At 41.9% G+C, this 17,974-nt stretch carries 19 protein-coding genes and 2 pseudogenes; 17 read left to right on the top strand and 4 right to left on the bottom strand.

Annotated features, from left to right (window positions below):
* Positions 1–61: 61 nt before the first annotated feature.
* From HMPREF1532_RS01470 to HMPREF1532_RS01465, 3 genes and pseudogenes are all read left to right on the top strand, one after another.
* The gene (locus tag HMPREF1532_RS01470) at positions 62–364 is read left to right on the top strand and encodes a Dabb family protein (protein ID WP_005923862.1); all 303 of its coding nucleotides are present in this window, start codon (positions 62–64) and stop codon (positions 362–364) included.
* A gap of 49 nt (positions 365–413) precedes the next feature.
* Positions 414–867: pseudogene (locus HMPREF1532_RS21990) on the top strand (protein-disulfide reductase DsbD domain-containing protein); the annotation flags it as partial.
* Between the two features lie 68 nt (positions 868–935).
* A pseudogene (locus HMPREF1532_RS01465) lies at positions 936–2,450 on the top strand (protein-disulfide reductase DsbD family protein); the annotation flags it as partial.
* A gap of 89 nt (positions 2,451–2,539) precedes the next feature.
* Here the strand turns inward: HMPREF1532_RS01465 and HMPREF1532_RS01460 are convergent.
* Complete coding sequence (locus HMPREF1532_RS01460; RefSeq protein ID WP_025819386.1) at positions 2,540–3,247, bottom strand: pirin family protein; 708 nt, start codon at positions 3,245–3,247, stop codon at positions 2,540–2,542.
* A 173-nt stretch (positions 3,248–3,420) separates the two neighbouring features.
* Between HMPREF1532_RS01460 and HMPREF1532_RS01455 the strand changes: the two genes are divergently transcribed.
* The 8 genes from HMPREF1532_RS01455 (at position 3,421) to hisB (ending at position 10,512) form a co-directional block, all read left to right on the top strand.
* Positions 3,421–4,074: a DUF2490 domain-containing protein gene (locus HMPREF1532_RS01455; RefSeq protein ID WP_005923855.1), complete on the top strand. Its 654-nt coding sequence runs from the start codon at positions 3,421–3,423 to the stop codon at positions 4,072–4,074.
* A 106-nt stretch (positions 4,075–4,180) separates the two neighbouring features.
* Positions 4,181–4,459: a hypothetical protein gene (locus HMPREF1532_RS01450; RefSeq protein ID WP_005923852.1), complete on the top strand. Its 279-nt coding sequence runs from the start codon at positions 4,181–4,183 to the stop codon at positions 4,457–4,459.
* A complete protein-coding gene (locus HMPREF1532_RS01445) occupies positions 4,449–4,646 on the top strand; it encodes a hypothetical protein (protein WP_005923849.1) in 198 nt (65 codons plus the stop codon). The genes HMPREF1532_RS01450 and HMPREF1532_RS01445 overlap by 11 nt, the downstream gene beginning before the upstream one ends.
* A gap of 71 nt (positions 4,647–4,717) precedes the next feature.
* Positions 4,718–5,209, top strand: a complete 492-nt coding sequence (locus HMPREF1532_RS01440) for a PaaI family thioesterase (protein ID WP_005923846.1) — start codon at positions 4,718–4,720, stop codon at positions 5,207–5,209.
* A 265-nt stretch (positions 5,210–5,474) separates the two neighbouring features.
* Positions 5,475–6,332, top strand: coding sequence for an ATP phosphoribosyltransferase (hisG, locus tag HMPREF1532_RS01435; RefSeq protein WP_005923844.1), 858 nt, complete (start codon positions 5,475–5,477; stop codon positions 6,330–6,332).
* Positions 6,333–6,887: 555 nt separating this feature from the next.
* Positions 6,888–8,180, top strand: coding sequence for a histidinol dehydrogenase (gene hisD / locus HMPREF1532_RS01430; protein ID WP_005923841.1), 1,293 nt, complete (start codon positions 6,888–6,890; stop codon positions 8,178–8,180).
* An 8-nt stretch (positions 8,181–8,188) separates the two neighbouring features.
* Positions 8,189–9,259: a histidinol-phosphate transaminase gene (gene hisC, locus HMPREF1532_RS01425; RefSeq protein ID WP_005923838.1), complete on the top strand. Its 1,071-nt coding sequence runs from the start codon at positions 8,189–8,191 to the stop codon at positions 9,257–9,259.
* A gap of 128 nt (positions 9,260–9,387) precedes the next feature.
* A complete protein-coding gene (gene hisB, locus HMPREF1532_RS01420) occupies positions 9,388–10,512 on the top strand; it encodes a bifunctional histidinol-phosphatase/imidazoleglycerol-phosphate dehydratase HisB (protein WP_005923836.1) in 1,125 nt (374 codons plus the stop codon).
* Positions 10,513–10,723: 211 nt separating this feature from the next.
* Here hisB and HMPREF1532_RS01415 read toward each other — a convergent pair whose 3' ends face one another.
* Positions 10,724–12,652, bottom strand: coding sequence for an NAD(+) synthase (locus HMPREF1532_RS01415; RefSeq protein ID WP_005923833.1), 1,929 nt, complete (start codon positions 12,650–12,652; stop codon positions 10,724–10,726).
* A gap of 354 nt (positions 12,653–13,006) precedes the next feature.
* On the opposite strand from HMPREF1532_RS01415, the gene HMPREF1532_RS01410 reads away from it, so the two are divergent.
* From HMPREF1532_RS01410 to HMPREF1532_RS01400, 3 genes are all read left to right on the top strand, one after another.
* Positions 13,007–13,423: a Fur family transcriptional regulator gene (locus HMPREF1532_RS01410; RefSeq protein WP_025819165.1), complete on the top strand. Its 417-nt coding sequence runs from the start codon at positions 13,007–13,009 to the stop codon at positions 13,421–13,423.
* Between the two features lie 25 nt (positions 13,424–13,448).
* A complete protein-coding gene (locus HMPREF1532_RS01405; RefSeq protein ID WP_005923828.1) occupies positions 13,449–14,006 on the top strand; it encodes an NADH peroxidase in 558 nt (185 codons plus the stop codon).
* Positions 14,007–14,143: 137 nt separating this feature from the next.
* On the top strand, positions 14,144–14,779 hold the full coding sequence (locus tag HMPREF1532_RS01400) for a SagB/ThcOx family dehydrogenase (RefSeq protein ID WP_005923826.1): 636 nt from the start codon (positions 14,144–14,146) through the stop codon (positions 14,777–14,779).
* 81 nt (positions 14,780–14,860) lie between these two features.
* Here HMPREF1532_RS01400 and HMPREF1532_RS01395 read toward each other — a convergent pair whose 3' ends face one another.
* Together HMPREF1532_RS01395 and trxA are read right to left on the bottom strand one after the other, a co-directional pair.
* Positions 14,861–15,331 carry a thioredoxin family protein gene (locus tag HMPREF1532_RS01395; RefSeq protein ID WP_005923824.1) on the bottom strand — a complete coding sequence of 157 codons (471 nt, stop codon included), beginning with the start codon at positions 15,329–15,331 and terminating at the stop codon, positions 14,861–14,863.
* Positions 15,332–15,333: 2 nt separating this feature from the next.
* Complete coding sequence (gene trxA / locus HMPREF1532_RS01390) at positions 15,334–15,639, bottom strand: thioredoxin (RefSeq protein WP_005923822.1); 306 nt, start codon at positions 15,637–15,639, stop codon at positions 15,334–15,336.
* Positions 15,640–15,809: 170 nt separating this feature from the next.
* On the opposite strand from trxA, the gene HMPREF1532_RS01385 reads away from it, so the two are divergent.
* From HMPREF1532_RS01385 to HMPREF1532_RS01375, 3 genes are read left to right on the top strand one after another with little or no spacing between them, the layout of a single operon-like run.
* Entirely contained in the window at positions 15,810–16,616 is an 807-nt protein-coding gene (locus tag HMPREF1532_RS01385; RefSeq protein ID WP_005923819.1) for a UDP-2,3-diacylglucosamine diphosphatase, read from the top strand.
* A complete protein-coding gene (locus HMPREF1532_RS01380) occupies positions 16,613–17,737 on the top strand; it encodes a glycosyltransferase family protein (protein ID WP_005923816.1) in 1,125 nt (374 codons plus the stop codon). Before HMPREF1532_RS01385 ends, HMPREF1532_RS01380 begins: the two co-directional genes overlap by 4 nt.
* Positions 17,734–17,916 (top strand): type II toxin-antitoxin system HicB family antitoxin, encoded by a 183-nt coding sequence (locus tag HMPREF1532_RS01375; protein WP_005923813.1) that lies wholly within the window; start codon positions 17,734–17,736, stop codon positions 17,914–17,916. The genes HMPREF1532_RS01380 and HMPREF1532_RS01375 overlap by 4 nt, the downstream gene beginning before the upstream one ends.
* The last annotated feature ends 58 nt before the right edge of the window (positions 17,917–17,974 follow it).

Below are 17,974 nucleotides of genomic sequence, written 5' to 3'. Positions count from 1 at the left end.
ATTGAAATAAATGCAGCTTCGGCTGACAAATATATAAACAATAAATTAAAATAGCAACGTTATGGTAAAACACATTGTATTATTTAAGTTAAAGGATGAAGTTCCGGAAACTGATAAACTTGTTGTAATGAATAAATTTAAAGAAGCGATAGAGGCTCTGCCTGCAAAAATATCCGTTATTCGTAAGATTGAAGTGGGACTGAATATGAACCCGGGAGAATCTTGGCATATTGCATTGTATAGTGAATTTGACAACCTGGATGATGTAAAATTCTATGCCACTCATCCCGATCATGTGGCTGCCGGTAAGATTATTGCCGAAGCAAAGGAAAGCCGTTCGTGCGTAGACTATGAAATAGTTTAATGAACCGGATCGCTTTTCCGACTGTTATAATAAGAAAAACGAATAGAGAATGAGAAAAGTATGTTCTTTTTTGTTGCTGATGTTCGTCGTTTTGGCGGCTCATGCGCAGATCCAAGATCCCGTAAAGTTTAAGACAGAACTGAAAACCCTGTCTGATACGGAGGGAGAGATTATTTTTACCGGTACTATCGATAGGGGATGGCATGTCTATTCCACTGATTTAGGAGATGGTGGCCCTATTTCTGCTACATTTAATGTGGATAAGATGACCGGTGCAGAGATTGTAGGCAAGTTGAAACCTGTGGGGAAGGAAGTTTCGACATTCGATAAGCTCTTTGAAATGAAAGTCCGTTATTTTGAAAATACCGCGCAATTTGTTCAAAAGATAAAGTTTACCGCCGGTACTTACGATATGGACGGATATCTGGAGTATGGAGCTTGTGACGATGAAAGTTGCCTTCCGCCTACTCAGGTTCCATTTCACTTTTCCGGTAAGGCCGAAGGTGATTTTTCTAAAGAAGCTGTAGCCGCTCCACAGTCCGGGACTCAGCCTGCACCGCAACAAGCTACTGTGAAAACCGTTACGGATACTGCTTCTGTTGCAACCATCGGTGGGGCGGACGGAACAACCGGAATAAATGTTTCCGATGGAGAAATCGACCTTTGGAAACCGGTAATCAACGAGCTACAGAATTTAGGTGAAGAGCATTCCCAAGATGATATGTCCTGGATTTATATTTTTATTACCGGATTTTTAGGGGGATTGCTTGCTTTGTTCACTCCTTGTGTATGGCCTATTATTCCCATGACTGTGAGTTTCTTTTTGAAACGCAGTAAAGACAAGAAAAAAGGCATCCGTGATGCATGGACATATGGGGCCTCCATTGTTGTTATTTATGTGACTTTGGGATTGGCCATTACAGCTATTTTTGGAGCGAGTGCATTGAATGCCTTGTCTACCAATGCTGTGTTCAACATCCTTTTCTGTCTGATGTTGATTGTTTTTGCAGCTTCTTTCTTTGGTGCTTTCGAGATAACTTTACCCTCCAAATGGAGCAATGCGGTGGATAGTAAAGCGGAGTCGACCGGTGGTTTGATAAGCATCTTCCTGATGGCATTTACGCTCTCTTTGGTCTCTTTTTCTTGTACCGGTCCGATTATCGGTTTCCTGTTGGTACAGGTTTCTACCACGGGTAGTGTTGTTGCTCCTGCCATCGGTATGTTGGGGTTTGCCATTGCTTTGGCGTTGCCGTTTACTTTGTTTGCTTTGTTCCCGTCTTGGTTGAAGTCTATGCCGAAGTCAGGAGGATGGATGAATGTGATTAAGGTTACTCTCGGTTTCCTTGAACTGGCCTTCGCTTTGAAATTCTTGTCGGTTGCCGATCTTGCTTATGGTTGGAGAATTCTTGATCGTGAAACGTTTTTAGCTTTATGGATTGTGATCTTTGCACTGCTCGGTTTCTATCTGTTAGGGAAAATCAAGTTTCCTCATGATGATGATAGTAATAAGATAGGTGTGACGCGTTTCTTCATGGCATTGGTTTCGCTTGCATTTGCGGTTTATATGGTTCCCGGCTTGTGGGGAGCGCCATTGAAAGCTGTCAGTGCATTTGCGCCGCCTATGAAGACACAGGATTTTAATCTATACACCAATGAGGTACATGCCAAGTTTGATGATTATGATTTGGGAATGGAATATGCAAGATTGCATAATAAACCTGTCATGCTCGATTTTACCGGTTATGGATGCGTAAATTGCCGTAAGATGGAACTTGCCGTATGGACGGATCCTACGGTTAGCAAAATAATCAATGACGACTATGTGCTGATTACCCTGTATGTTGATAATAAAACCCCTCTTACCAAACCGGTAAAGATTGTGGAAAATGGAACTGAGCGTACTTTACGTACGGTAGGTGATAAGTGGAGTTATCTGCAACGTGTCAAGTTCGGTGCCAATGCCCAGCCGTTTTATGTTCTTCTGGATAACGAAGGAAAACCTCTGAATAAGTCTTATGCCTATAACGAGGATATTCCTAAATATATCGAATTCTTGAGAACCGGTTTGGAAAATTATCGTAAATAACCGACCGATACCCCAATACGTTAATGTGTCAATTGTTGCGCTATGTTTTACGCATCAATTGGCACATTGGCATATTATCCTATCATTATTTATCTCATTGGCACTTCCATCAATAAAAGAGTAGTCTCTTTAGTAATCTTTATCTGGAATTCTTTGGTGTCCCAAATTCCGATACCGTCACGTTTTGACAGGTGATCGCCGTCTACTTCTATTTCACCTTCAATGACAAACATATATACTCCGTTTCCTTCTTGATGCATTTTGTAATCAATCGTTTGTCCGGCATCGAAGCTACCCATTGAAAACCAGGCGTCTTGTTTGATAGATGCCGGAGTTTCACCGTTGGGAGAAATGATCACTGCCAATTTGTTTTTCTTCAGTAGCGGGCGTATATCGAAATTATTATACTCGGGTTTGGTGTTTTCCACTCTTGGAAATACCCAGATTTGCAAAAACTCCAATTGTTCTTTATCGCTTCCGTTGTATTCACTATGAAAAATACCGCTTCCGGTACTCATAACCTGAATATCTCCCGGGGTGATCGTTTTAGTGTTTTGCACGCTGTCACCATGTCTTAGATAACCCTTTAGAGGGATGGATATTACCTCCATATTTTTGTGCGGATGAGTATCGAATCCCATAGACGGATCGACACTGTCGTCATTTAACACTCGTAAAGCACCAAAATGTATTCTTTCGGGATTATAATAATTAGCGAAACTGAATGTATGGTGGGTTTTTAACCAACCGTGGTTGAAATAACCTCTTGAAGCAGCTTTATCTATTACTTTTTTCATATTAATTCCTTTCTTTAAATAGTTTATACTAATAACAAATAAAGTAAGGATAAAGTTTTTACAAGTAAACTGATGATTTCTCTTTTGGAGAAGACAGACAACTAATCGCATGTATTTCAGAATGATTTCAAAATTATTGCCATATCTTTGCATAATTATGAAGATAAATTAAGATGGTGAATAAGAAAATAGCAAAAAAAGGAAGTTGGATCATATTTCTATTGTGTTGTATCTTCGGAGAATTGCATGCACAAGATGATTTTACTACCTGGACGAGTCTGAAAATCGCTCATCGCCCTGTGTCCGGACTTACGGTAGCCGGAAAGTTCGAATTGCGTACAAAAGATTCTATGAAGTCATTTGACCGTTGGGGATTTGCTGCGGAAGCTAACTATCAGATATTCTCTTTTTTGAAAGCAGAAGCCGGTTATGAAATTCATCATCGGGACAGAGGAAATGAAGGATGGAAATTCAGACATCGATATCGTGTAGGAGCAACAGGAAGTGTAAAATGGCAACATTTCAATTTTTCACTTCGCGAGCGTTTTCAACAGACTTTTTCCAATGGGAACGTTGAAAGTCGTTTGCGCTCAAGGCTGAAAGCAGGCTATAGTCCGCAAAGAGGGATCGTTTCTCCTTATTTTTCTATCGAACTGTATCAGGCAATTGGGGATGCTGCCTTTTGGGATGTGGCACGCATGCGCTATAGGCCCGGTGTGGAGATTGATATTACTGACAGATGGTCACTGGATGTGTTTTATTGCTATCAGTATGAGCCGGATAAAAAGAAGCATATTGTAGGCGTGGAGTGTAGTTTTACATTCTGATAATATACTTTTAATACGGACGATAGTACTGTTTTCAAGATAATCGTTTATATTTGTGACTCTTCAATGCCGTTTTGAGTGGCGGACTTTATATAAATGATGCAATATGAAAAATCAAATATGCTCATGTAAGAGGGCCTTTCTCCTCTTGTTTCTTCTACTTTTGGGGATGCCTTCTTTTGCACAAGTGCAACAAGAAGTACCTCTTTTTAAATCTACCCGTACCTTTGTGCATAAAGCGGTCCGGAAAGATACGGCATGGACTCCCGGTGTTATTGTCGATCAGATTTACTTTGCCCGATACGATAAACAAGGACGAATATCGGTGGAGAATTTATTAAATCCGGACGGTAGTGCCAAAACAAAACTGATCTATGTATTATGATAAAAACAACCGGATAAGAGAAGAGATGACCGCTTCGGTAAAACAACAAGGAATTAAGCGGATTTATCGGTACAGTTATGACGAACAGGGACGGGTAGATGGTAAGACGGTATTGGATGCTGACCGGAATATCGTTCTGAAAGATACAATTATAATGATGAATATGGCAATTGGAAGACAAGGGTGAAGTTCATAAACGACGTTCCGGTGCTGTATGAAGAACGTGAATATGTATATTATAAATAAAAAAACAGGGATATGAAAAAGATTATCAACCCGTGGAAGGGTTTGGAAGGTTATAATTGCTTCGGTTGTGCTCCTAACAATGAAGCAGGTGTTAAGATGGAATTTTATGAAGATGGAGATGAGGTAGTAAGTATTTGGAAGCCACGTCCGGAATATCAGGGCTGGATAGATACGCTGCATGGAGGTATCCAGTCGGTATTATTGGATGAGATTTGCGCTTGGGTGATTCTTCGGAAACTGCAAACTACCGGGGTGACTTCTAAAATGGAGACACGCTATCGCAAGTCGATCAGTACAAAAGACTCCCATGTGGTATTGCGGGCCTCTATTCGTGAGATAAAGCGCAACATTGTTTTGGTAGATGCAAAACTTTACAATGAAGCCGGTGAGCTTTGTACGGAAGCGCTTTGTACGTATTTCACGTTCTCTCAGGAGAAGTCGAAAAACGAGATGCACTTTTTGGCGTGCGATGTAGAACCGGAAGAGATTCTTCCTTTAATTTGAAATTAAAATCGAACTTTTTGTGATAAATGTTTGGTGGTTTGAATGGAATGCTATACTTTTGTCGCTGTAAAGAATGAAAATATGAAATATACAACTACACATCATCATCATCATTTTTCGATCGAATAACTCGGTGGGCGTGTATGATATTGTGTATATATGATATAGAAAACGAGGCTTGCCGGTGAGGTAAGCCTTTTTTTATTATCGTAAATAGAAGTTCTTTTCAATCGTGAATAGTAATCGTTAAATAGTAAATGAAATTATGTGTTTATTAAGAATCGCAGTACAGGCCAAAGGGCGTTTGTTTGAAGAAACGATGGCACTTTTGGAAGAATCAGACATTAAATTGAGTACGACTAAACGTACGTTGTTGGTACAGTCGTCTAATTTTCCCGTAGAAGTGTTGTTCTTGAGGGATGACGATATTCCTCAGTCGGTAGCTACCGGTGTGGCTGATTTGGGAATTGTGGGAGAGAATGAGTTTGTTGAAAAAGGGGAAGACGCAGAAGTCATCAAACGTCTCGGATTCAGTAAATGCCGTTTGTCGCTGGCAATGCCGAAGGATGTCGATTATCCCGGTGTGGAATGGTTTAATGGCAAGAAGATTGCAACCTCTTATCCTGTGATTCTGGAGAATTACATGAAAACGAAAGGGGTGAATGCGGAAGTACATGTCATTACCGGTTCGGTAGAGGTGGCTCCGGGTATCGGGTTGGCTGATGCTATTTTTGATATTGTCAGTTCCGGTTCTACTTTGGTCAGCAATCGCTTGAAAGAGGTGGAAGTGGTGATGAAGTCGGAAGCGCTGTTGATCGGTAATAAGAATATGTGCGATGAGAAAAAGGAAATTCTGAACGAGCTGTTGTTCCGTATGAATGCTGTGAAAACGGCGGAAGATAAGAAATATGTATTGATGAATGCCCCGAAAGATAAATTGGAGGAGATCGTGGCGGTGCTTCCGGGAATGAAAAGTCCGACAGTAATGCCGTTGGCACAAGAAGGTTGGTGCTCGGTACATACGGTGCTCGACGAGAAACGTTTTTGGGAGATCATCGGAAAACTGAAGGCACTGGGGGCTGAGGGGATATTGGTGTTGCCGATAGAGAAAATGATATTGTGATGTACTTTTCTTTTGTCTTGATACAAAAGAAAAGATACCAAAAGAAAAAATCAAGGCTGCATTTTCTCTCCTACTCACTTCCTCCGTTTCGCTAAAGGGGCTCGAACTCGCTTCGCTCAGACAATCGCCCCTTTCTGACGCTCCACTGCGGGCGTTCGCTTGACGGAGAGAAAATGAGGCCCCTACGGAAATTCCCGAACTATGGTCGGAAGAATGGAAAAGTATTCTTGATTATGGAAAAATAGGAATGAGTTGAGAAAATGTGTGAATTAATCAGAGTATGGATTAGTAGGAATATGAATAGTATTTCGAAATGTCTTTGTAAGATATGCATATACATCCTATTTCCATCCGAATGGTTCCCCCGGCCTCATTTCCGTAGCGTCAAACGGAACGTAGGTAAAAAGCGTAAGAAGGGGCGATTGTCTGAGCGTAGCGAGTTCGAGCCCCTTTAGCTTTTTACCGCAGTGCAGTAGCGTAGGAAATGCAGCCTTGATTTTTTCTTTGGTTCTTTCTTTTGTATCAAGACAAAAGAAAGAATAATATAATAATAAGATGAAAGTAATAAAATATCCTTCAAAAGAGAAGTGGGCGGAGATGTTGAGACGTCCCGCGCTCAATACGGAAAGTCTGTTTGATACTGTACGTGGCATTATCGACCGCGTGCGGACAGAGGGCGATAAGGCGGTGATAGAGTATGAAGCCACTTTCGATAAGGCGGAGTTGACATCACTTGCGGTGACGAATGAAGAATTGGAAGAAGGGGTGGCTTTGGTTAGTGAAGAATTGAAAGCCGCCATCTCTTTGGCAAAGCAGAATATTGAACGTTTTCATGCGGCACAAAAGTTCGTAGGTAAGAAAGTAGAGACAATGCCGGGCGTGACTTGTTGGCAAAAGGCGGTAGGTATTGAGAAAGTGGGATTGTATATTCCGGGAGGAACGGCTCCTTTGTTTTCTACCGTATTGATGCTGGCAGTTCCGGCTAAGATTGCCGGTTGCAAAGACATTATTCTTTGTACACCTCCCGATAGCAAAGGAAAAATACATCCGGCTATCCTTTTTGCTGCACGGTTGGCGGGAGTGGATAGAATATTCAAAGCCGGTGGTGTGCAGGCTATTGCAGCTATGGCCTATGGAACGGAAAGTATACCGAAAGTTTATAAGATTTTCGGACCGGGAAATCAGTATGTGACTGCTGCCAAACAGTTGGTCAGCCTGCGTGATGTCGCTATCGATATGCCTGCCGGGCCTTCGGAAGTAGAGGTGCTGGCTGATGATTCGGCAAATCCGGTATTTGTGGCTGCGGATCTACTTTCGCAGGCAGAACATGGAGTTGATAGCCAGGCAATATTGATTACGACTTCTGAGCGACTGCAGGCTGCCGTAGTGGAGGAAGTGGAAAGGCAATTGGCCGAATTGCCTCGTCGTGAAATCGCAGAGAAGTCACTTGCTAACAGTAAATTGATTCTGGTCAATGACATGGATGAAGCGGTAGAGCTGACCAATGAATATGCTCCGGAGCATTTAATCGTAGAGACATCAGACTATATGGAAGTGGCGGAACGCGTAGTGAATGCCGGTTCTGTCTTTTTAGGATCGTTCTCTCCGGAGAGCGCAGGGGATTATGCATCAGGAACCAATCACACGCTGCCTACTAATGGTTATGCAAAGGCATATAGCGGTGTAAGTCTGGATAGTTTTATCCGTAAGATCACTTTTCAGGAAATTTGTTCTGATGGTATGAAAGCTATCGGTCCGGCTATCGAAACGATGGCTGCCAATGAGCAGTTGGATGCTCATAAGAATGCCGTAACCGTCCGTCTGAGAAATATTAATCATAAATCATAAACATTCACATGAAAACCTTGCAAGAACTAACCCGCACCAATATTTGGAAGCTGAAGCCTTATTCTTCGGCACGGGATGAATATAAGGGGGCTGCTGCTTCCGTATTTCTGGACGCTAATGAGAATCCGTATAATCTTCCACACAACCGGTATCCCGATCCGTTGCAGTGTGATTTGAAAAAAGAGCTGGCCAGGATCAAAAAAGTCGATTCCGAACATATCTTTTTGGGAAATGGCAGTGATGAGGCTATCGATCTTGTTTTTCGTGCTTTCTGTGAACCGGGTGAAGACAATGTGGTAGCTATCGATCCCACTTATGGCATGTATCAGGTTTGTGCAGATGTGAATAATGTGGAGTACCGGAAAGTTCTGCTTGATGAGGATTTTCAATTCTCTGCCGATAAATTGCTGGCAGCAACCGATGAACATACCAAATTGATTTTTCTCTGTTCTCCTAATAATCCGACAGGCAATGATTTGCTGCGTACGGAGATCGAAAAGGTTTTGAACCACTTTGAAGGGTTGGTAGTTCTTGACGAGGCTTATAATGATTTCTCTGAGGCTCCTTCTTTCCTTGCCAATCTGAAGGAATATCCTAACTTGGTGGTGCTCCAGACTTTCTCCAAAGCATGGGGATGTGCAGCTATCCGTTTGGGGATGGCTTTTGCTTCCGTCGATATTATTAATATCCTGAATAAAATCAAGTATCCGTATAACGTGAATGACTTGACCCAGAAACAGGGGATGCAGATGTTGCATAAACACGATGAGATAGAACGTTGGGTGAAAATGTTGAAGGAGGAACGGGAGTATTTGGAAGACGCTTTTACCGGCTTGCCTTGTGTCTTAAAAGTGTTTCCTTCGGATGCCAACTTTTTCTTGGCACGCGTGACGGATGCTGTAAAAATTTACAATTATCTGGTAGGCGAGGGAATCATTGTCCGTAATCGCCATAATATCTCGCTTTGCTGTAATTGCCTTCGTGTAACTGTTGGTACGCGTATGGAGAACGACAAATTGTTGGAAGCGTTGAAAAGAATGGGGCCTCTCCCCAGCCCTCTCCGTAGGAGAGGGAGCTAAGTTAGTTTTGTAACTAATTAATAAACAAGAGTGTTGGTTTTGTATCTAATTATAAACAGGAGTATTTGTACTCCCTCTCCTACGGAGAGGGTTGGGGAGAGGCCCCCATTTCTAAATAATTATTAATCATGAAGAAGAAAATATTGTTTATCGACCGGGATGGCACTTTGGTTATAGAACCACCTGTGGATTACCAACTCGATTCATTGGAAAAATTGGAGTTCTATCCGAAGGTGTTTCGTAATTTAGGTTTTATCCGTAGTAAGCTTGACTTCGAGTTTGTAATGGTCACTAATCAGGACGGATTGGGAACAGATTCTTTTCCAGAGGAAACTTTCTGGCCGGCACATAATCTTATGTTAAAGACGTTGGCCGGTGAAGGAATAACATTCGATGAGATCCTGATAGACCGCAGCTTTCCCGAAGATAATGCACCGACCCGTAAACCCCGTACCGGAATGTTGACGAAATATATCGATCACCCGGACTATGATCTGGCGGGTAGTTTTGTTATCGGTGATCGTCCTACGGATGTAGAACTGGCTAAAAATTTAGGTTGCCGGGCCATCTATCTGCAAGACTCTACCGAACTGTTGGAAGAAAAAGGTCTTGAATCGGTTTGTGCTTTAGCTACTACCGATTGGGATAAGATTGCCGAATATCTTTTTGCCGGTGAACGTAAAGCGGAAGTGAAACGTACAACGAAAGAAACCGATATTTTTGTTGCTTTAAATCTCGATGGCAATGGGGTCTGTGATATTTCTACAGGGCTTGGCTTTTTTGATCATATGCTCGAACAGATAGGAAAGCATTCCGGAATGGATCTGACTATCAAAGTGAAAGGCGATCTTGAAGTGGACGAACATCATACCATTGAAGATACTGCTATTGCTTTAGGCGAATGCATTTATCAGGCTTTGGGGAGTAAGCGGGGGATTGAGCGATACGGTTACGCTCTCCCTATGGATGATTGTCTTTGTCAGGTGTGCCTTGACTTCGGTGGGCGTCCCTGGTTAGTATGGGATGCAGAATTCAAACGTGAGAAAATAGGAGAGATGCCTACGGAAATGTTTTTGCACTTTTTCAAATCGTTGAGCGATGCCGCAAAAATGAATTTGAATATAAAAGCGGAAGGACAGAATGAGCATCATAAAATTGAAGGCATCTTCAAAGCATTAGCCCGTGCATGGAAGATGGCGCTGAAGCGGGATATCTATCACTTTGAATTACCATCCAGCAAAGGGGTGCTTTGATTCTGTTATCGGACTTGTTTCATCGGATTGAAACAGTTTGTTTCATCCTATTGGAACTACCCGTTTCCATTATATGGAACCATGAGTTTCATCCTATTGAAACCAATCGTTTCAATAGGATGAATTCTTTTTATAACCTAAATCAGTTGTCTTTTCCCGTTGTTATTCCTATATAAGTAGTCATTGTAAGTATTGAAGATATTCTTCCTGCTTATAGGTTCTCTATTTCTTTAAGCCATGTAGCGGAACTTGCATCACTGGGCATCCTCCAGTCACCTCGCGGGCTGATAGAGATACTGCCCACTTTGGGGCCGTCGGGCAGGCAGGAACGTTTGAATTGCTGATTGAAGAAACGACGGAAGAAAGTGGAAAGCCACTTCTTGATTGTTTCTTCGTCATAAATATCTTTGAATGCTATATTTGCCAAATAATATATCTTGGATGGCCGGAATCCGAAGCGCATAAAATAGTAGAGGAAGAAATCGTGCAATTCATAAGGACCTACCAGATCCTCTGTTTTTTGTTGTATCTCTCCATTTTCATCTGCAGGGATCAGTTCCGGACTGATAGGTGTCTCTACGATATCGAGCAAGGTGATACGTGACTCTTCATCTATGTCATTCTCCGCCACCCATTTTACCAGATATTTCACTAATGTTTTTGGGACACTGCCATTGACACCGTACATTGACATGTGGTCGCCATTGTAGGTAGCCCATCCTAATGCCAGTTCCGACAAATCACCGGTTCCGATTACCATTCCCCATGTTTGGTTGGCTATATCCATTAATATTTGCGTGCGTTCACGTGCCTGGGAGTTTTCATAAGTTACATCATGTATGTTTATATTGTGATTTATATCTTTGAAGTGCTGTATACATGCTTCCTTGATACTGATCTCCCGAATCGTAATTCCTAAGGATTTCATTAACGAAAGCGCATTATGATAAGTCCGGTCGGTGGTACCGAATCCTGGCATAGTGACTCCGATAATGTTTTTGCGGGGCAGTTCCAATTTATCGAAAGTTCTCACGCAGACAAGCAAGGCAAGCGTAGAATCCAATCCTCCCGAAATACCGATCACGGCAGTCTTGGCTCCTGTGTGAACCAGGCGTTGTGCCAGTCCGGCTACCTGTATGGAAAACACCTCTTCACAACGTTCGTTCAACGTTTCTCCCTGCGGGACAAACGGGTGCATATCGAAAGTACGTGTCAGATTCAATTCTTTGCTGTTTACGAATTCCGTTGTGATACGCAGTGGCTTCTTGTCGGAAGGGACAGTGCCTTTACTTGCGGCAAATGTCGTATTGATACGACGTTCAGCACGTAAACGTTCTACATCTATTTCGCTGATTACCAATTGCTCTTCGAGACTAAAACGCTTATTATGAGCCAACTCGCTGCCATTCTCGTAGATAAGACCGTTCCCGGCAAAAACGACATCAGTGGTCGATTCTCCGAATCCGCAGGAAGAGAAGACATACCCTGCAATGCACCGTGCCGACTGCTGGCTGATGAGCGAGCGGAGATAACTATGTTTACCGATACCTTCGTTATCGGCAGAAAGGTTGAACAGGATTTCCGCACCTTGGAGCGCTAACGTTGAGCTGGGAGGAATGGTAGACCACAGATCTTCGCAGATTTCAATGCCGAAAGTGGTATCGGAAGTTTCAAAGAGCAGATTAGTTCCCATCGGTACTATCTGTCCGCACAGGCGTACGTTGTCTTCTACCACTTGTAGGGCGGAAGTAAACCAGCGTTGTTCATAAAATTCTTTATAGTTCGGAAGATAAGTTTTGGGGACTACTCCCAAGATTTTCCCTTTCTGAATGACTACGGCTGCATTGATAACGGTAGAATTTACCGCTATCGGCATTCCCAAGATAGAGATAATGTCCAGTTGGCGGGTATTATTCAGTATTTGCATCAGCCCCATTTCGGCCTCTTCCAATAAAAGTTGCTGCCCGAACAAATCACCGCAAGTATAGGCTGTGATACACATTTCAGGGAATGTGATAATCTGTACTCCTTTACCGTCTGCAATGGCAATTAAGCTTTCCAATTGTCCGGCGTTGTATTTACAGTCTGCTATTTTCACCCGGGGTACTGCTGCCGCTACTTTTACAAATCCGTAGTTCATAATGAGTAATTCTTTAATTTATCGATATGCCAATGGGGCTCTTTACCATGTATAGCATGCTTCTTTTGACATATGAACGATGATAATAATTTTATTTTGTTGCAAAAGTAGGAAATAGTTTTGAGAAAATCGTGCGATAAATACTAAATAGCTTTCTTATATATATGAATGTATATCTTTAATAAGATTAACTGCCAGATTCTGCCTGTTTACTGCCATATTCTGATGATCCGGATAATTTGTCGCATGTTTTTTGTGAAATTTATCTTTGAATTGTTTGCGGTAATAAAAGAAATCTTTATCTTTGCATCAGATTTAAAATTGTACTGATTACAATTTTGGAAAGGAGAAATGATGAAATCATATGATCGGTTATTAAAATACAGTATAAAACCTTCTATGCAGCGTATTGCTATTATGGAGTATTTGATGGAGCATCGTACGCATCCATCGGCCGATGAAATATATACGGCATTATCTCCTTCGATGCCAACACTCTCGAAAACAACCGTTTATAATACACTGAAATTGTTTTCAGAGCAAGGTGCTGCTTTGATGCTTACGATTGACGATCGGAATGCCAACTTCGATGCAGATACTTCACAACATGCACATTTCTTGTGTAAAGAGTGTGGGAAAATTTATGATCTGGCTTTTCCGGGAGAGGTGAGAGAGGTGGAAGAAACTCAAATAGATGGGCACGAAGTGAAAGAAATACATTATTATTATAAGGGTATTTGTAAGAATTGTTTAAGAAAAGATACGTATTGACTAATTAATTAAAATTAAAGACAAAATGAAAAAATTTAGATGTACTGTCTGCGGTTACGTTTATGAAGGTGACGCAGCTCCTGAGAAATGTCCTTTGTGTAAAGCTCCTGCAAGCAAGTTCGTAGAAGTTGTTGAATCTGAAGGTGGTGCTCTTACTTTTGTTGACGAACATGTAATCGGTGTTGCCAAAGGTTGTGACGAAGAGATGATCAAGGATTTGAATAACCATTTCATGGGTGAGTGTACAGAAGTTGGTATGTACTTGGCAATGAGCCGTCAGGCTGATCGCGAAGGATATCCGGAAGTAGCTGAAGCTTTCAAGCGTTATGCTTGGGAAGAAGCAGAGCACGCTTCTAAATTTGCAGAATTGCTGGGTGACTGCGTATGGGATACCAAAACTAACCTTGAAAAGAGAATGAATGCTGAAGCCGGTGCTTGCGAAGACAAAAAACGTATCGCTACACGTGCTAAAGCATTGAACCTGGATGCTATTCATGATACGGTTCATGAAATGTGTAAGGACGAAGCCCGTCACGGTAAAGGTTTCGAGGGACTTTACAACCGTTATTTCGGAAAGAAATAATCAGTATAATTCGTAAATGGATGAAAGGCTTGTATCTTCAGAAAGGTACAGGCCTTTTTTTATTAAACTTTCTTATAGGATGCAAGGAATCAATAAGATACGGTTATATTTGTGCATCAATTTTAATTTCACAGATTATGAGAAAAGTACAATTGTTATTATTGTGTCTATTGGTTTCGGTAGCTGCTTTTGCTGCTGAGAAAGTAATCAAACTGCCCAAACCCAACATGAACCGTTCGGGATCGGTGATGAATGCATTGTCTGAACGTCATTCTACTCGTGAATATGCTGCCAAAGCATTGACTTCTGCCGATTTATCGGATTTGTTATGGGCTGCCAATGGTGTAAATCGCCCGGCGGATGGGAAACGTACGGCACCGTCGGCGATGAACAAGCAGGATGTAGATGTTTACGTCGTGTTGCCGCAGGGTACTTATTTGTATGATGCCAAAGCGCATCAGTTGAACTTGGTTGCCGAGGGTGATCATCGTGATGCCGTAGCAGGTGGGCAGGCTTTTGTAAAAACAGCACCGGTGTCTCTGTTACTGGTCAGTGATTTGTCACGTCTGGGCGATGCAAAGAATACCCATACTCAATTGATGGGGGCGGTGGATGCCGGTATCGTTTCACAGAATATTTCTATTTTCTGTGCCGCAGCTAATCTGGCGACTGTACCGCGTGCTTCGATGGATACTGCAAAACTGAAAAGTGTACTGAAATTGAAAGAGAGCCAATTGGCGTTGATGAATCATCCGGTGGGATATTATAAATAATGGATTAATGATAAGTGATTAGTGCCTTGCGGATTACAGCGCAACTTGCTAATCACTTATCATTAACCCACTATTTTACTGCTATTTTAATAGAAATTCGTCTATCGCTTTTTGGTAGGTGGCTTTATCTGCCGCACCACGGAAAAGCTGAGGCTCTCCGTTCATGGGGATAAATACGAAAAGAGGGATGCTTGTTGCATTGAACAAAGCCGCCAATTCTTTTTCTTTATCTACATTTACTTTATAAATTACAATTTTTCCGTTGTATTCTTTGGCCAACGACTTCATGATGGGAGCTGTCATGCGGCAAGGACCGCACCAGTCGGCGTAGAGGTCGATAATGGCAGGTTTGTCACCTTTGTATTTCCATTCTTCACTTTTTTCGTAGTCGAATACATCTTTGATGAACATTTCTTTATTCATCACAATGACTTCACCACTTTTTACCTCTTTTTTACTTTGTTGATCTACATTTATTCTGTTTTCGTCATTGAAAGCGTAAACGATGACGCCAATCATGACGAAAGCTACCATAGCTAATACTTTCTTCATTCTTAATTTTTATGTGAATACTGTTCTATTACTCCTGTCAGTTCGCTGGCATGTATCATTCCGGAGTGACGCCATACCGATTCTCCGTTACTGAATAATATAAATGTAGGTACGGCTTGTATCTTAAATCTGGCTGCCAGTTGTTCGTGCTGGTCTACGTCAATTTTAACAATGCGTGCTGTATCTCCTACTTTAGATTTTACTTCTTCGAGTATAGGCTTCATTGCCTTACAAGGACCGCACCATTCTGCGAAGAAATCTACCAATACGGGAACCGGTGACTGTATTAATTCATCAAATTTTTCCATGATTTTTCCTTTCTTAAAATGAATTACCAGCCTTTTCAGGCTGCGAATATAATTACTATTTTTAAATATATAACGCCGGAATGCGGTTTTTGTTCATAAAATAGTAATCTTGCAGACATCTGGTTGTAATGCCGAATACTGACTTTTGTATATCGAAAAATTCAAAGATTATGTATTTACGCACGTATTATCCCACCGTTGTCCTCTCGGATATTCATCTGGGGACCCAGCACTCCAAAACTGAGGAGGTAACCCGTTTTCTTAAATCAATCAATTGCGACCGTTTGATATTGAATGGAGATATCATTGACGGATGGCATTTACAAAAAAGTGGTTTAAGCAAGTGGAAAGCGAAGCATACGGATTTCTTCAAAGTGATAATGAAGATGATGGAAAATTTCGGTACGCAGGTTATCTATGTCCGTGGTAATCATGACGATTTTCTTGATAATCTGGCACCGTTGAACTTTTATAATATACAGATTGTTAAAGACTGCATTTATGAAAGTCATGGCAGGCGCTACTATGTGACGCACGGAGATATTTTTGATACAGTGACTACCCGTATGAAGTGGCTTGCAAAGTTGGGGGATACCGGATACACGTTTTTGCTTTGGCTCAACAAGGTATACAATGCCCGGAGAATGAAGCAGGGGAAACCCTATTATTCGCTTTCCCAGTCTATCAAGAATAAAGTGAAATCGGCCGTTTCTTATGTTTCTGATTTTGAAAAGGAGTTGGTGACGTTGGCAAGGGCCAGAAAATGTGATGGAGTCATTTGCGGGCACATTCATCATCCTGCCAATACATATTATGATGATATTCATTATCTGAATTCCGGTGATTGGGTAGAGACGCTTTCGGCTTTGACGGAAGACGAGGATGGAAACTGGAGCGTGCGTTATTTTGATAGTATGTCGATGCCTGACAGAGAGTTGAAAGAAAAAGAAACCGAACAAATAACAATAGCCTCATGAAATATTTATTTATTGTCCAGGGGGAAGGGAGAGGGCATTTGACCCAAGCGCTGACGCTTGAAGAGATATTACGGCGTAATGGGCACGAAGTGGTGGAGGTACTCGTTGGCAAGAGTTCGTCGCGTACTTTGCCGGGATTCTTTAACCGTAATATACAAGCGCCGGTGAAGCGTTTTCTTAGTCCGAACTTCATGCCTGCACCAGATAACAAACGGGCTGATTTAAAAAAGAGTTTTGTCTATAATCTCATACATTTACCGGAATATTTCCGGAGTATGTGTTATATAAACCAACGGATCAGGGAGACAGGGGCGGAAGTTGTGATCAACTTCTACGAACTTTTAACCGGCCTTACCTATGCATTCTTCCGTCCCTCCGTTCCGTATATATGTATCGGCCATCAATATTTGTTTTTGCATCGTGAGTTTGAATTTCCGAAAAAGAGCCCGGTACAATTGTTTTTGCTTCGCTTTTTTACCCGGATGACAAGTTTGAAAGCAGAAAAACGGTTGGCCTTGTCTTTTCGTAAGATGGCCCAAGATCCGGTGAATAATATTGTGGTCGTTCCTCCTTTACTCAGGCAGGAAGTGGCGGCTATCCGTCCGGAAACGGGACATTATATCCATGGCTATATGGTGAATTCCGGATTTTCGGACAGCGTGGAGGCTTTTCATACAACTCATCCTGAAATATCCTTGCATTTCTTTTGGGATAAAGCTGATGTTGAAGAGGAGATGCATGTAGATGAAACACTGAGTTTTCATCGGATCGATGATGTGAAGTTTCTTAATTACATGGCAGGGTGTAGTGCCTATGCCAGTACGGCCGGTTTTGAGTCTATCTGTGAAGCCATGTACTTAGGTAAGCCGGTATTGATGGTGCCTGCCCATATCGAACAGGACTGCAATGCACATGACGCAGTTCGCTCCGGTGCGGGAATTATGAGCGACTCGTTCGAATTGGAATCGTTACTCCGGTTTTCGGAAACCTATTGCCCTAATCGGGAATTTATCTACTGGGCGCGTAGTAGCGAACGCCACATCATTGATGAATTGGAAAAGTTAGCAGATCATCAATCAATAGTAAATATACCTACATTAACAAATTATTTGCCGATATGAAATTAAAAAGAACGGACTATATATTAGAACGTACCTCTGACGGAGGTTATTATGCTTGGCTTGTCGTGAATATACAATGTAATGCGTATGGAGACTCTCCTGAGGAAGCTGTGGAAAATTTGCAGCAGACAATGGAGGAATTTCTGGATGAAATGTATTTGGTAGAAGAGTTTATTTAGTGATTAACGGTTTAGTGGTTAGTGATTGGTGATTAGTGTCATACGGCATATAGCGCAG

It is taken from the genome of Bacteroides salyersiae WAL 10018 = DSM 18765 = JCM 12988 (genome assembly GCF_000381365.1).
Classification (GTDB): Bacteria; Bacteroidota; Bacteroidia; order Bacteroidales; family Bacteroidaceae; genus Bacteroides; species Bacteroides salyersiae.
The sequence above is the reverse complement of the archived record's forward strand: the minus strand, read 5'-3'. Positions and strand labels throughout refer to the sequence as shown.

What these genes read in the sequence shown, in the direction of transcription:
- HMPREF1532_RS01405 (WP_005923828.1), top strand. Translation starts at nt 13,449, where the DNA reads ATGAAAAAATTTAGATGTACTGTCTGCGGTTACGTTTATGAAGGTGAC.
- hisG (WP_005923844.1), top strand. Translation starts at nt 5,475, where the DNA reads ATGTGTTTATTAAGAATCGCAGTACAGGCCAAAGGGCGTTTGTTTGAA.
- HMPREF1532_RS01385 (WP_005923819.1), top strand. Translation starts at nt 15,810, where the DNA reads ATGTATTTACGCACGTATTATCCCACCGTTGTCCTCTCGGATATTCAT.
- HMPREF1532_RS01380 (WP_005923816.1), top strand. Translation starts at nt 16,613, where the DNA reads ATGAAATATTTATTTATTGTCCAGGGGGAAGGGAGAGGGCATTTGACC.
- HMPREF1532_RS01410 (WP_025819165.1), top strand. Translation starts at nt 13,007, where the DNA reads ATGAAATCATATGATCGGTTATTAAAATACAGTATAAAACCTTCTATG.
- HMPREF1532_RS01460 (WP_025819386.1), bottom strand. Translation starts at nt 3,247, where the DNA reads ATGAAAAAAGTAATAGATAAAGCTGCTTCAAGAGGTTATTTCAACCAC.
- HMPREF1532_RS01415 (WP_005923833.1), bottom strand. Translation starts at nt 12,652, where the DNA reads ATGAACTACGGATTTGTAAAAGTAGCGGCAGCAGTACCCCGGGTGAAA.
- HMPREF1532_RS01375 (WP_005923813.1), top strand. Translation starts at nt 17,734, where the DNA reads ATGAAATTAAAAAGAACGGACTATATATTAGAACGTACCTCTGACGGA.
- HMPREF1532_RS01400 (WP_005923826.1), top strand. Translation starts at nt 14,144, where the DNA reads ATGAGAAAAGTACAATTGTTATTATTGTGTCTATTGGTTTCGGTAGCT.
- HMPREF1532_RS01470 (WP_005923862.1), top strand. Translation starts at nt 62, where the DNA reads ATGGTAAAACACATTGTATTATTTAAGTTAAAGGATGAAGTTCCGGAA.
- hisC (WP_005923838.1), top strand. Translation starts at nt 8,189, where the DNA reads ATGAAAACCTTGCAAGAACTAACCCGCACCAATATTTGGAAGCTGAAG.
- HMPREF1532_RS01445 (WP_005923849.1), top strand. Translation starts at nt 4,449, where the DNA reads ATGTATTATGATAAAAACAACCGGATAAGAGAAGAGATGACCGCTTCG.
- hisD (WP_005923841.1), top strand. Translation starts at nt 6,888, where the DNA reads ATGAAAGTAATAAAATATCCTTCAAAAGAGAAGTGGGCGGAGATGTTG.
- hisB (WP_005923836.1), top strand. Translation starts at nt 9,388, where the DNA reads ATGAAGAAGAAAATATTGTTTATCGACCGGGATGGCACTTTGGTTATA.
- HMPREF1532_RS01440 (WP_005923846.1), top strand. Translation starts at nt 4,718, where the DNA reads ATGAAAAAGATTATCAACCCGTGGAAGGGTTTGGAAGGTTATAATTGC.
- HMPREF1532_RS01395 (WP_005923824.1), bottom strand. Translation starts at nt 15,331, where the DNA reads ATGAAGAAAGTATTAGCTATGGTAGCTTTCGTCATGATTGGCGTCATC.
- HMPREF1532_RS01455 (WP_005923855.1), top strand. Translation starts at nt 3,421, where the DNA reads ATGGTGAATAAGAAAATAGCAAAAAAAGGAAGTTGGATCATATTTCTA.
- HMPREF1532_RS01450 (WP_005923852.1), top strand. Translation starts at nt 4,181, where the DNA reads ATGAAAAATCAAATATGCTCATGTAAGAGGGCCTTTCTCCTCTTGTTT.
- trxA (WP_005923822.1), bottom strand. Translation starts at nt 15,639, where the DNA reads ATGGAAAAATTTGATGAATTAATACAGTCACCGGTTCCCGTATTGGTA.